This is a genomic window from Marinomonas rhizomae (genome assembly GCF_024397855.1).
In the GTDB taxonomy this organism is placed as follows: domain Bacteria; phylum Pseudomonadota; class Gammaproteobacteria; order Pseudomonadales; family Marinomonadaceae; genus Marinomonas; species Marinomonas rhizomae_A.
Window position 1 is genome coordinate 1,155,225 of the sequence record NZ_CP073343.1, and the last position, 12,637, is coordinate 1,167,861.

Annotated in this window: 11 protein-coding genes; 10 read left to right on the forward strand and 1 reads right to left on the reverse strand. The window is 42.9% G+C overall.

Annotated elements, in window-relative coordinates; all coding sequences use genetic code 11:
- Nucleotides 1–121: 121 nt before the first annotated feature.
- The 9 genes from cysM (at nt 122) to KDW99_RS05400 (ending at nt 11,626) form a co-directional block, all read left to right on the forward strand.
- Entirely contained in the window at nt 122–1,015 is an 894-nt protein-coding gene (gene cysM, locus KDW99_RS05360) for a cysteine synthase CysM (RefSeq protein ID WP_255828270.1), read from the forward strand.
- 128 nt (nt 1,016–1,143) lie between these two features.
- Nucleotides 1,144–2,466 carry a 23S rRNA (uracil(1939)-C(5))-methyltransferase RlmD gene (gene rlmD, locus KDW99_RS05365; protein WP_255828271.1) on the forward strand — a complete coding sequence of 441 codons (1,323 nt, stop codon included), beginning with the start codon at nt 1,144–1,146 and terminating at the stop codon, nt 2,464–2,466.
- A 16-nt stretch (nt 2,467–2,482) separates the two neighbouring features.
- On the forward strand, nt 2,483–4,732 hold the full coding sequence (relA, locus tag KDW99_RS05370; protein ID WP_255828272.1) for a GTP diphosphokinase: 2,250 nt from the start codon (nt 2,483–2,485) through the stop codon (nt 4,730–4,732).
- Nucleotides 4,729–5,532 (forward strand): nucleoside triphosphate pyrophosphohydrolase, encoded by an 804-nt coding sequence (gene mazG, locus KDW99_RS05375; RefSeq protein ID WP_255828273.1) that lies wholly within the window; start codon nt 4,729–4,731, stop codon nt 5,530–5,532. Before relA ends, mazG begins: the two co-directional genes overlap by 4 nt.
- A gap of 68 nt (nt 5,533–5,600) precedes the next feature.
- Entirely contained in the window at nt 5,601–8,231 is a 2,631-nt protein-coding gene (ppc, locus tag KDW99_RS05380; protein ID WP_255828274.1) for a phosphoenolpyruvate carboxylase, read from the forward strand.
- 226 nt (nt 8,232–8,457) lie between these two features.
- Complete coding sequence (gene adk / locus KDW99_RS05385; protein WP_255828275.1) at nt 8,458–9,114, forward strand: adenylate kinase; 657 nt, start codon at nt 8,458–8,460, stop codon at nt 9,112–9,114.
- Between the two features lie 7 nt (nt 9,115–9,121).
- The gene (tsaB, locus tag KDW99_RS05390; protein WP_255828276.1) at nt 9,122–9,829 is read left to right on the forward strand and encodes a tRNA (adenosine(37)-N6)-threonylcarbamoyltransferase complex dimerization subunit type 1 TsaB; all 708 of its coding nucleotides are present in this window, start codon (nt 9,122–9,124) and stop codon (nt 9,827–9,829) included.
- A 4-nt stretch (nt 9,830–9,833) separates the two neighbouring features.
- Nucleotides 9,834–10,634, forward strand: a complete 801-nt coding sequence (locus tag KDW99_RS05395; protein ID WP_255828277.1) for an undecaprenyl-diphosphate phosphatase — start codon at nt 9,834–9,836, stop codon at nt 10,632–10,634.
- A 197-nt stretch (nt 10,635–10,831) separates the two neighbouring features.
- The gene (locus KDW99_RS05400; RefSeq protein ID WP_255828278.1) at nt 10,832–11,626 is read left to right on the forward strand and encodes a class I SAM-dependent methyltransferase; all 795 of its coding nucleotides are present in this window, start codon (nt 10,832–10,834) and stop codon (nt 11,624–11,626) included.
- Nucleotides 11,627–11,637: 11 nt separating this feature from the next.
- Here KDW99_RS05400 and KDW99_RS05405 read toward each other — a convergent pair whose 3' ends face one another.
- The gene (locus tag KDW99_RS05405) at nt 11,638–11,850 is read right to left on the reverse strand and encodes a SlyX family protein (RefSeq protein ID WP_255828279.1); all 213 of its coding nucleotides are present in this window, start codon (nt 11,848–11,850) and stop codon (nt 11,638–11,640) included.
- A gap of 289 nt (nt 11,851–12,139) precedes the next feature.
- Here KDW99_RS05405 and KDW99_RS20475 point away from each other — a divergent pair, with 289 nt between their 5' ends.
- The gene (locus KDW99_RS20475; protein WP_304941379.1) at nt 12,140–12,610 is read left to right on the forward strand and encodes a cold-shock protein; all 471 of its coding nucleotides are present in this window, start codon (nt 12,140–12,142) and stop codon (nt 12,608–12,610) included.
- The last annotated feature ends 27 nt before the right edge of the window (nt 12,611–12,637 follow it).

Here is a 12,637-nt window from a genome sequence, read left to right on the forward strand (position 1 = left end):
ATGCGAAATTGAAACTAAGTTTATAACGCTTTCTTATTGTACTGTTTAGTGTAAGTGTTCTTAAATAGGCGTAATGCGTTAAGTGTCATTCCCTAAGTCATCAATGTCAATGAAGTTTTTTATGATCCAATACCCTAGTATCGAGTCCTTAATCGGACAAACACCTTTGGTTCGCTTGCAGCGTATCAATCCTAATACACGTAATACGATTTTATTAAAGCTAGAAGGGCAAAACCCCGCAGGCTCAGTAAAAGACCGTCCTGCTTTAAATATGATACTTCAGGCAGAACTTCGTGGTGATATAAAACCGGGCGATAGCTTGATTGAAGCAACCAGTGGTAACACAGGTATTGCGTTAGCTATGGTAGCAGCGATTAAAGGCTATAAAATGCATTTGATCATGCCTGATAATATGAGCCAAGAACGTAAGTCTGCTATGTCAGCTTATGGGGCAATATTGCACTTGGTGACCAAAGAAGAAGGTATGGAGAAGGCGCGGGACCTTGCTCAAGAAATGCAAGATCAAGGTGTGGGTATCGTTTTAAATCAATTTGCTAATCAAGATAACCCCAACGCGCATTATGTCACGACCGGTCCAGAAATTTGGCAACAAACACAAGGTGCAGTGACTCATTTTGTAAGCTCAATGGGCACGACTGGTACCATTATGGGCGTTTCTCAATACTTGAAAGAGCAGAATAAGGATATACAAATTGTTGGGCTTCAGCCTCAAGACGGCTCAAGTATTCCAGGTATTCGCCGTTGGCCAAAAGAGTATTTGCCCTCTATTTTTGATGAGACTCGAGTGGATACTGTTATGGATGTTTCTCAAGAGGATGCAGAAGTAACAATGCGTCGATTAGCTAAAGAGGAAGGGATTTTCTGTGGTGTATCTTCAGGAGGTTCTGTTGCTACCGCGCTGGAATTATCGAAACAGCTAAATGATGCTGTGATTGTGGCGATTATTTGTGATCGTGGTGATCGTTATTTGTCGACAGGTGTTTTTGATAGTTAGCAAACCCTTGCTCATGATATTTATCAAGGTTCCAATTATTTAAGGCTCGCTATCGCATACTGTTCTGTATTCAGATGCGATAGAATAACCACGCATTTATCCTAGACTCAGGAATAAGAGAGCCTCCTTTGAGAAGAAGAACATCCCCACGTCGAGCAACAACACCTAAACCACAGCCGATGGGCCCAATACAGACCTTTGTGGTAGATGGTTTGACGCATGAAGCAAAAGGCGTCGCGCGTTTACAAGGTAAAGTCACTTTTATTGAAGGTGCTTTGCCTGGTGAAACTGTCGAGGCACAAGTTAAGAAAGCGGGTCGTCGCTTTGATGACGCGGTTCTGGTAAACATCATCGAACCGAGTGCTTATCGAGTTGATCCCTCTTGTCAGCATTTCGACGTTTGCGGCGGTTGCAGTTTTCAGCATCTAGCGGACGAGCAACAGCTTTCTGCAAAAGCCGATTGGTTGAAGGGACAACTGCGTAATCTAATCACAACCCAAGAACTTGAGCTGTTATCAGATAACCCCAGCGGTTATCGTCGACGCGCTCGCATATCGATTGATCTCAAAAAAGGCCGTGTGGCATTTGGCTTTCGTGGTAAAGCATCTAACGACATTATCTCGATCGATCAATGTGTTGTGCTTACCCCCAATTTGCAAAATACCTTTCTTTCACTCAAGCACGCGCTATTAGAAAATGAACTAGCGGGTGTACTGGGTCATGTGGAGTTACTTGAAGATACTAAAGGTGTTTCTGTCCTGTTGCGGTTAACGTCTTCAATCCCCGATGAGCTTGAAAAAGCATGGGGAGACTGGGCTGAAAACGAGCAGGTTGCTTTATATTGGCAGGCACCAAAAGCGAGCAAGGCCGAAGTGGTACCTGAAAAAATGCGCTATTATGATCTTGGTGAGTTGAGGTTGAAGTATCATCCACAAGATTTTATCCAAGTAAATGCTGCCATGAATCAAAAAATGGTCGCGCAAGCAATGGACTGGCTAAGTCCAAGCAAGCAAGATGTAGTATTAGATTTGTTTTGCGGTGTAGGTAATTTTTCGTTACCGCTAGCACAGCGTGCACAAGCCGTTATTGGCGTTGAAGTGCAAGACATGATGGTTAAAGCAGCGCAGGACAATGCGCTGCTTAATGGTTTTGACAACCTGTCGTTTGTAGCGGCTGATTTGACCAAACCAGTTGAAAATGAACTTTTTAAGCAGAACATTACCAAAGTGTTGTTGGATCCACCTCGTGCTGGAGCATTTGAGTTTTTAGACAGCATAATAAAAATTGGACCCATGCAAATATTGTATGTTTCTTGCAATGCTTCTACTTTAGCCAGAGATGCTGAATATTTAGTTGCAAAGGGATATCGTGTTTTACGGGTTAGTTTGATGGACATGTTTCCTCAAACCTCTCATGTAGAAACGATGATGTTATTGCAAAAAAAGAAGTGAATTTAAGGGCGGATAAATGGTAACGGTAAGAAAAGATCACCCTGTGTTAGAGGATGGAAGTGTCGATATTGATGCTTGGATGGGGCATTTTGCCCATCTGATTGACGACAGTTCCCGAGTTCCTCTACGTATGGCCTGTGAGTTGGCTCGTCAAGCTGAATTGCAGTGCGCTCGTCCTTCTTATTGGGGCGCGCAAGCGAGTACTTTCCGTGCAGGACTGGAGATGGTTGAAATCCTTTCCGGTTTTAGAGCCGACCAAGATTCACTGGTTGCCGCTGCCTTATATCGTGTTGTACGAGAAGATCAATTACCTATTTCACGTGTGACTGAGATGTTTGGTCGAAAAGTCTCTTCGCTTGTCGAAGGGGTAATGAAAATGGGCGAAGTCTCAAAAAATTTGACGGCTGACTCCGCGGCTGAAGTGTTAGGCCGTAGTGATAATCAGCTAGAATCTTTACGAAAGATGCTGGTTTCAATTATTGATGACGTGCGAGTGGTGCTGATAAAACTCGCAGAACGTGCCTGTGCTATTAAAGAAGCTAAGCATCAAGATGAAGATCGTCGTGTTGCTGTTGCGCTAGAAGTGCAGAGTGTTTATGCGCCTTTAGCTCACCGCTTGGGGATAGGTCATATCAAATGGGAATTAGAAGATCTTTCTTTTCGCTACCTTTATCCTGGTGATTACAAACGCATTGCCACTTGGCTAGATGAAAAGCGTCTAGACCGTCAGCAGTATATCGATGATGTGATCAGCTTATTAGATGAGCGCTTAAAGGCCATTAATATTCATGCGGATTTGATGGGGCGAGCAAAACATATCTACAGTATTTGGCGTAAGATGAAGCGCAAAAATATTGGTTTTGATGAAGTGTATGACGTTCGTGCTGTGCGTATCTTAGTTGATGAGCCAATGGAATGTTATGGCGTTCTTGGTGTTGTTCATAATTTATGGCGTCCTATTCCACAGGAATTTGATGACTACATTAGTAATCCTAAATCGAACGGTTATCAGTCTCTTCATACGGCGGTTGTTGGCCCTCAAGGTCGTGCGTTAGAAATTCAAATTCGTACCCACAAAATGCATGAAGATGCAGAGCTTGGGGTGTGTGCACACTGGAAATATAAAGGCACGGATTTAAGTTCCAACAGCAGTAGCTATGAAGAAAAACTCCAATGGCTCAGAACTATTTTGGACTTCCATGAAGTGCAAGGTGATTTGGAGTCTTTGTCTGAACAAGTTCGCAGCGACATTGAACAAGATCGCATCTATGTATTTACTCCTGATGGTCACGTGGTTGACTTACCTATCAACGCAACAGCGGTTGATTTTGCGTATCGAGTTCATACCGAAATTGGCCATCGCTGCCGTGGCGCTAAGGTAAACGGTAAAATTATTTCCTTGGTCACACACTTAAAAACGGGCGATAAAGTTGAAATATTAACCACTAAAGAAGGTGGTCCTAGTCGTGATTGGTTACATCCTACATTGGGTTATGTTCAGACCAACCGTGCCAGAGCTAAGATTCAAAACTGGTTTAGAAAAGAAGACCGAGAGAAAAATCTAGAAGCGGGTAAGCTCTTGCTTGATAAGCAATTAAAGCGACTTGGTTTGGAAGATAATCGTATCGATTTGCAGGCCATTTCTTCGCGCTTTAACTTTTCTTATGCAGATGAAGTATATGTTGCCCTAGGGGCGGGAGATATTCAGTTATCTCGTGTGTTGCGTGTTATTGATGATTTTTACAGCCTCAATGGCGAAACATCGACGCCGCGTCCTATTCGTTTGAAAAAGAGCCGTCATAAGTCTTCGGATAATGATATTCATATCCTGGGCGTGGGCAAATTATTAACTCAGATGGCGAAATGTTGTACACCTATTCCCGGAGATGACATTGTTGGCTTTATTACCCAAGGTCGGGGCGTATCGGTACACAGACAGGATTGTATTAATATCGTTCAGTTAGGCTTAGATGAGCCGGAACGTATTATCGATGTTAGCTGGGGAGAAGAGCTTGATAATCAATACCCTGTCAATATTCAGGTAGAGGCTTATGACCGTACTGGCTTATTGAATGACATCACAGGTTTGTTGGCGAATGAAAAGGTAAACCTTTTATCGATGAATACCTTATCTGCAAAAGAAAACCACACAGCCAGTATTCGCTTTACTATTGAGGTGGGTGAGTTGAGCGTGTTGAGTAAGTTGTTGCATCGTATTAATCAGTTGCCTAATGTGTTGAATGTGTTCAGAGAGAGAGACTTTTGAGCAGCAAGGTTGAACAGCTTCAGTATTTGATGAGTTGCCTTAGGGACAAACAGTTTGGTTGTGCTTGGGATAAAAAACAGACTTATAAAAGCGTCGCGCCTTATACGTTAGAGGAAACGTATGAAGTGTTGGATGCCATTGAGCGTGAAGATTTTGAACATTTAAAAGAAGAGCTAGGGGATTTACTTTTCCAAGTGATTTTTTATGCGCAAATGGCGGAAGAAGAACAGCGCTTTACGTTTGATGATATAGCGGCTGGTATTGTTGAAAAAATGCTGCGACGTCATCCTCATGTTTTTCCTGATGGGGATATTACTCGTTTTGGTGAGCCCACAGCGCTGACTGAAGTGCAAATCGCGGAGCAATGGCAACAGATTAAAGCACAAGAAAAAGGCCCGACATATAAGGCCTTGTTAGCAGAAGTGCCAAACTCTATGCCTGCGTTAATGCAGGCGGTAAAAATCCAACAGAAAGTCGCTAAGGTGGGTTTCGACTGGCCGGATGTTGCCCCTGTTTTTGACAAAATCAGAGAAGAATTAGATGAACTTGAAGAGGCAATGAAGGAGCAAAACCATCCTCATATTGAAGAGGAAATGGGAGATGTTCTGTTTGCTGTCAGCAACTTGGCCCGTCATCTTAAGGTCTCGCCTGATGTGGCATTAAATAAAACGAATATAAAGTTTCGCCGCCGTTTTGGTAGAATCGAAAGCCTTGTAGCGGCACAGAATAAAAAACTAACAGATTGCTCATTAGAAGAACTAGATCGTTATTGGGATCAGGCCAAACGCGAAGGTTTATAGTGGGAGAATCTACACACGGATAATAGATCGCTTGAAAGGGCGTTATTGGCAACATTTAGGAGGGTGAAGTGAGTGATAGTCAGGCGTCATTACGCGAAAATGTTAGGTTGCTAGGAGACTGTCTTGGCGAAAGCATGAGCAATCATTTAGGAGAAGGCTTTCTAGAAAAAGTAGAAAATATCCGATTACTATCGAAAGATGGGCGTCAGTCTGGCGATTCTGCGGCTCTTATTCAAGCCTTAGAAGCGTTAGAAGACAAAGAGATTGTGCCCGTTGCCCGTGCGTTTAATCAATTTTTGAATTTATCTAATATTGCCGAACAATACCACCGAGTTCACCGCCGCAGAACCAATGAAAGCTTGGGCGTGTACCACAACCCTGTTGGCGATTTGTTAGCCCGTCTTTCAAAGCAGAACTTTACTGCTGAACAAATGGTTTCATCACTGCAATCGCAATCGATTGAGCTTGTTCTTACTGCACACCCTACCGAAGTCGTGCGTCGTTCATTGATTCGTAAATACGACAACATTTCCAGTGAACTGGAAGCTCTCGATAAAGATAATATCTTACCTTTAGAAGAAACCAAGCATATACGCCGCTTGAAAGAAATCATTACTCAGGCTTGGCATACAGATGAAATTCGTGAAGATCGCCCAACGCCAGTTGATGAAGCCAAATGGGGATTTGCGGTTATTGAGCAATCCTTATGGCAAGCTGTACCACGCTTTTTTCGTCAATTAGATGAGCAGTTTAGTGAGTTTTCAAATGAAGATCGTTTGCCATTGGATTTGGCGCCTATTCGTTTTGCGACGTGGATGGGCGGTGACCGAGACGGCAACCCGAATGTGACTCATACAGTAACTAAAGAAGTGACGTTATTAGCTCGCTGGATGGCTGCGGATCTCTATATAAAAGACTTGAATATATTGCGTTCAGAGTTTTCTATGACGCAATGCAATGATGCGTTGCGTGCCCGTGTTGGTGATAGCGCTCAGCCTTACCGTGAAGTTTTACGACATCTAGAAAACAAGATGCTCGCAACTAAGAATTGGGCGAAAGCCTGTTTAGATGGTAAGCCAACAGCTGGTGAGGATATTTTCCTTGATATTCAAGAGCTCACTGATGATCTGATTCTGTGTTACGAGTCTCTGTTAGATTGCGGTATGAAGGTGATTGCTAATGGATCACTGCTAGATCTCATTCGTTGTGCAGCAACGTTTGGGGCGACCTTAGTGCGTCTCGATGTCCGCCAAGATGCTTCTCGGCATATTGATGCGTTATCTGCGATTACGCGTTTCTATGGTCTTGGAGACTATGCAGAATGGGATGAAGCGTCGCGTCAGGCTTTCTTGTTGACGGAGCTAAACTCTAAACGCCCACTTTTACCTATGGAGTGGACGCCAACGGCTGAAGTAAAAGAAGTATTAGATACTTTTACGATGATCTCTCAAGGTCAGCAGAACTCATTTGGCTCTTATGTTATTTCCATGGCGAGTGCGCCATCTGACGTTTTGGCGGTTGCCTTAATGCTAAAAGAGTCTGGTGTTAACTTTCCAATGCGTATTGTTCCTTTGTTCGAAACCCTTGCGGATTTGGATAATGCAGAACCTATTATTGAGCAGTTGTTTTCAATTCCTTGGTACAAGTCTTATATCAATGGTCGTCAGGAAGTGATGATAGGCTATTCTGACTCTGCCAAAGATGCAGGGCAAATTGCCGCAACGTGGGGCCAATACCGAGCGCAAGAGGCTTTGACTCGACTCTGTAAAAAACATGGCATTCACCTGACGTTGTTCCACGGCCGTGGTGGCACCGTAGGTCGAGGCGGCGGTCCTGCTCATGTAGCGATTTTGTCGCAACCGCCGGGTTCCGTAAACGGTGCTATTCGGGTGACCGAACAGGGTGAAATGATCCGCTTTAAGTTTGGTATTCCTGATATCGCGGTACGTTCTTTAGAGCTTTACTGCTCCGCTGTGATGGAGGCATCTTTGATTCCTGCTGAGCCTCCGAAAGAGGAATGGCGTGCGATTATGGATGAAATGGCCGAAGTAGGGATGAATCAGTACCGCTCTATTATTCGTGGTCATGAGGATTTCGTACCTTACTTTAGAGCGACAACACCAGAGCAAGAATTAGCCAAGTTGCCTTTAGGTTCTCGTCCTGCGCGTCGTCGTTCGGATGGTGGCGTAGAAAGTCTGCGCGCTATACCTTGGATCTTTGCTTGGATGCAAATTCGTCTAATGCTGCCTGCTTGGTTAGGTGCAGAGAGCGCGTTGCAGCAAGGTATTGAATCTGGAAATTTAGAAAAGCTGCGTGAAATGCATAAAAAATGGCCGTTTTTTGGTGCTTATTTAGACATGCTCGACATGGTATTGGCAAAAGCTGAGCCCGAGATTGCTGAATATTATGAAAAGCGTTTGGTCGGCGAAGAACTGCAAGGCTTAGGGCGGTTGTTGCGAGGTAAGCTTAAGCAAGTCAGTGAGTTGGTGAAAATGCTGAAGAAGCAAGAGCGTCTCATCGAAGACAATAAAACCATTCGTCAGTCTATTGATGTGCGTAACCCATACATTGATCCATTGCATTATTTACAGGCAGAACTTTTGTATCGTAGTCGAAAAGATGAAGAGAATGCTGAAGTGAATAAAGCCTTAATGATTACCATGGCTGGCATTGCAAGTGGGATGCAAAATACGGGCTAATTGAAAATCTGGTTGATAAATGCTCAGTATGAGTAAGAAAACGATAAAAAAAGGCAGGTAAATTTGCATAATGGATGGCTGCTTGGGTATGCTTGGCGGCCATTCAATTTTTTAGTATGCAATTGGTTTGTCTGGACACTCTGCTGCCGTGCTTAAGTGTACGTTGAAGAAGCATTGTGTTGGGCATCCTTGCTATTCAGTTAACGCTGTCTTTTGGAGACTTTTTATGCGAGTAATATTATTAGGTGCGCCAGGCGCTGGTAAAGGTACTCAGGCTCAATTTATCACGGAAGAGTTTGGTATCCCGCAGATCTCTACTGGAGATATGCTGCGTGCGGCCGTAAAAGCTGGAAGTGAGATGGGCTTAAAAGCCAAAGCGGTTATGGACGCAGGGCAACTTGTTTCTGATGATATTATTATTGGTTTAGTTAAAGAGCGTCTGACGCAAGACGACTGTACCAATGGCGCTTTGTTTGATGGTTTTCCACGCACTATTCCTCAAGCTGATGCTTTGAAAGAAGCTGGTGTGAAAATTGACTACGTTGTTGAAATTGATGTGGCTGATGAAGAAATCGTCAAGCGCATGAGCGGACGTCGTGTGCACGAAGCTTCTGGCCGAACTTATCATGTTGTTTACAATCCGCCTAAAGTAGAAGGTAAGGACGATGTGACAGGGGATGACCTTGTGCAGCGTGCAGACGATACAGAAGAAACAGTTCGTCTTCGCTTAGGTGTATACCACGATCAAACCGCGCCACTAATTGGTTATTACCAAGATTGGCTAAAAGCAGACAGCGCAACAGCGCCTAAGTTTGTCAAAGTTAATGGTATTGGCGATTTGAATGAGATTAAGCAAAGCCTATTAGCGTCTTTAAAGGCTTAATTATTCAATGACGGTTATTTTAGCATTAGATACATCAACGCCAGCGTGTTCGGTGGCGTTGAATATTGACGGGGTCGTGTTGGAAGATTTTCGCATGGCTCCACGTCTCCATAATGATTTGATTTTACCCATGGTTGATCAGATTCTTAGTCAAGCAGGTTTGAGTTTATCTGATATTGACGCTATCGCTTTTGGGCGAGGTCCTGGTTCATTTACCGGGCTTAGAATTAGTGCAGGCGTTGTACAGGGGCTCGCTTTTGGTGCAGATTTGCCGGTTATTCCTATTTCTACACTTGCGGCTTTGTCGTTGGAAGGATTTCAGAAAACGGGGCAAAATAATTGGCTGGCTGCCCTTGATGCTCGTATGGGTGAAATCTATATGGGTGGTTACCGTGTCAATAAAGTAGAAGGGCGCTACGAAATAGAGCCTTTAATTGCTGAGTGCGTGGTTAAGCCTGCGGCATTGTCTGCGTTTTCAATTAACTTTGATGGTGTTGGTTCTGGCTGGTGCTACGAAGATGTTTTAACACCTTTGCTGCCTATTCTTCCTGCTCATATTTTAACTGATTTAGCACCTCGTGCCGCTTGTATTGCGGAGTTGGCCATGTTGGAATTTCAGAAAGGTGAAATGCTGTCTTCCTATGACGCTATTCCAACGTATTTAAGGGATGAAATAAGCTGGGAAAAACAGGCTCCACGTATAGGGAAGCGTTAAATATATGTTGTGGTATCACATTGTCTTTTTGGCCGTTATTCAAGGGTTAACAGAATTTCTGCCTATTTCAAGTTCTGCTCATTTAATACTTCCTGCGCAATTGTTGCATTGGCCTGATCAGGGCTTAGCGTTTGATGTTGCCGTGCATGTAGGAACCTTAATTGCCATCGTTGGATATTTTAGAAAAGACATCGTGCAAATCGTGGTGGCTTGGTTAGTTTCCATTAGAGATAAGCGTTCAACAACTGATAGTCGCTTGGCTTGGTGGATTTGCCTTGCGACCTTGCCGGCGTGTGTGGCAGGTTTGGTGTTTGATGATTTTATTAGTACTCACTTGCGTTCTTTGGAAGTGATTGCTTACACCACGATTGGTTTTGGTGTTTTGCTTTGGTTATCTGATCGATATGGCTCTTCCAACAAGAGTGAGCAAGATTTTGGACTAAAAAATGTTCTGTATATTGGCTTAGCTCAAGCTTTAGCTTTAATACCAGGAACTTCACGTTCTGGTATTACGATGACGGCGGCTCGGTTTCTTGGTTTTAGTCGAGAGTGTGCGGCACGGTTTTCGTTCCTATTATCTATCCCTCTTATTTTGGCCGCTGGTGGTTTGAAGTCGATTGAGCTGGTAACGTCAAATATTGACGTTGATTGGGTGAGTATCCTAATGGGGGTTATTTTATCAGCGATCAGTGCTTATCTATGTATTTATCTTTTCCTAAAATGGCTTAATAAAATCGGTTTTTTTCCGTTTTTTGTCTACAGGTTAGTCTTAGGTGTCATACTTTTGTTAATTGTTTACCTCTAGTTGCTCGAGGCTCTTTATTTAGGTTGAGTGCTTGGTAATGGATGCAGTGAATGGACTTCTTTAGTTAATGTGAAAAGCTTCTAATGTTTAGAAGCTTTTTCTATTTGTAGTCATATAAATATCCGTTTTATTTGGCGTTATTGTTATGTGGTGGCGCGGTTTTTGTTTTTGTTTAATGATATTTTTTGGAGAGACTTTTGCTTAATTCCATTGCTGTTGCGACAACTGATAAGTCTTTGGAATCGGAGTCTCGCTTATTGGCTAAGTCATTAAATCTTGATTTTATGTCTTTGCATGAGCCTCTCAAGTTTGTTTCTAAAATTGATTATCTGTTATTAATAACGCCGGATGGGATTGCGGTGGCTAAAACAGGTAAAGGGGCTCCGAAGCCTGTTTATGTGGACTTTACCTCCGGGGCTGTCGATCACAGAAGGCGGTTCGGAGGGGGGAAAGGCCAAGATATTGCTAAAGCAGTTGGGCTTAATAAGCGCGCAAGCTTATCTGTACTGGATGCGACGGCCGGTTTGGGGCGCGATGCTTTTGTATTGGCCTGCTTAGGTTGTTCTGTTTCCTTGTGCGAACGGGTGGGTTTTGTACGTGCCATGTTAAAAGATGGTTTGTATAGAGCGTCTTTTCATCATGAGGTGGCTGAAATTGTCGCTAAGATGTCATTGCTCGAGACGGATATTGCTGGTATCGATGTACAAGAGAGGTTTGATGTTGTGTATTTGGACCCTATGTACCCACACACAGATAAATCCTCAGCGGCTGCTAAAAAAGAAATGGCTTTCTTTAGGGATCTAGTAGGTAAGGATCTAGATGCTGATAACTTGCTGACTTATGCGTTGCGTTTAGCGGAATATCGAGTTGTTGTGAAACGCCCTAAAGGCGCTCCATTTTTAGATAATACTGAGCCAACCTACCAATTAGAGGGTAAGTCTGGGCGATTTGATATTTACGTATTAAAATCACTCGATTCTCCCTCTGTTTAACGCACCGGCTATTAATAATGCGGTGGTCGATCACCATCGTGAATAGGTTGCTGTTGGCGATAAGACTCTAGCTTATTGCCTAACTGAACCAATTTTTCTTTCATTAATAGCATGTCTTTTTGTTGGCTGATAAGCGCCTGATTTAAACTATCAATCGTATCTTCTTGAAATTGCAGTTTGAATTCTAATTCGTCAATACGTTGATTGATTTGTGAGGTGTTCATAGATACCTTCTGTGTGTTAACCTTAGTAGGCTAAATTCGTATTTAATGAGCGATTCTATACAAAAACATGACGTAAGTATTGGTCAGTTTACGTGTAAGAGTGGCGTGAAAATTGCTCTCATAAGAAGTTGAGTATTTTACTACTATCTTCTTTAGCTTCACATGGCGATTTCAGCAAGAGTTTAGTAAAAATATTCATTTATTCACGTTTTACTAATACAGGCTTGATTTCTGTTAGGGAATTAGTCTGCTTCACAATAATATTTAATTTAATAAGAGATATACTGTTATGAATGATCATCAGGATAATGTTTCGCGTAATAAAGGGTCTTCTGTTGGTTCCGGTTTGTTTTCGTTGCGCACATTTATAGTTAGCCTTGTTATTGCTTTGATTGTGCCTTTGCTTTTAGCTTTGGTATTGAAAGAAGAGATAGGCACAAATTACCTAGTATATTTTGGCTTTTTTCTAGTGTCTGTTTTTGTCGGTGCTATGGTAAGCCAGACCAGTTCTGCTGGATTTGATTCTGAGTCTGAAGAAGATGAAGATGATGATCGTGAGCAAGGAACGGTTAAGTGGTTTAACTCCTCTAAAGGTTTTGGTTTTTTAACCATGGAAAATGGTGATGATGTGTTTGTTCATTACCGTGCTATTCGTGGTCGTGGTCGCCGCTTTTTGGTTGAAGGTCAGTTGGTTCGCTTTTATGTCACTGAAGGTGAGAAAGGCAAGCAAGCTGAAAATGTATCTATAATCCGCGGTTAATTCTTTTATTCGATTTAAGAGGTTTTT

What these genes read in the sequence shown, in the direction of transcription:
- cysM (WP_255828270.1), top strand. Translation starts at nt 122, where the DNA reads ATGATCCAATACCCTAGTATCGAGTCCTTAATCGGACAAACACCTTTG.
- relA (WP_255828272.1), top strand. Translation starts at nt 2,483, where the DNA reads ATGGTAACGGTAAGAAAAGATCACCCTGTGTTAGAGGATGGAAGTGTC.
- adk (WP_255828275.1), top strand. Translation starts at nt 8,458, where the DNA reads ATGCGAGTAATATTATTAGGTGCGCCAGGCGCTGGTAAAGGTACTCAG.
- tsaB (WP_255828276.1), top strand. Translation starts at nt 9,122, where the DNA reads ATGACGGTTATTTTAGCATTAGATACATCAACGCCAGCGTGTTCGGTG.
- KDW99_RS05395 (WP_255828277.1), top strand. Translation starts at nt 9,834, where the DNA reads ATGTTGTGGTATCACATTGTCTTTTTGGCCGTTATTCAAGGGTTAACA.
- KDW99_RS05405 (WP_255828279.1), bottom strand. Translation starts at nt 11,850, where the DNA reads ATGAACACCTCACAAATCAATCAACGTATTGACGAATTAGAATTCAAA.
- KDW99_RS20475 (WP_304941379.1), top strand. Translation starts at nt 12,140, where the DNA reads ATGAATGATCATCAGGATAATGTTTCGCGTAATAAAGGGTCTTCTGTT.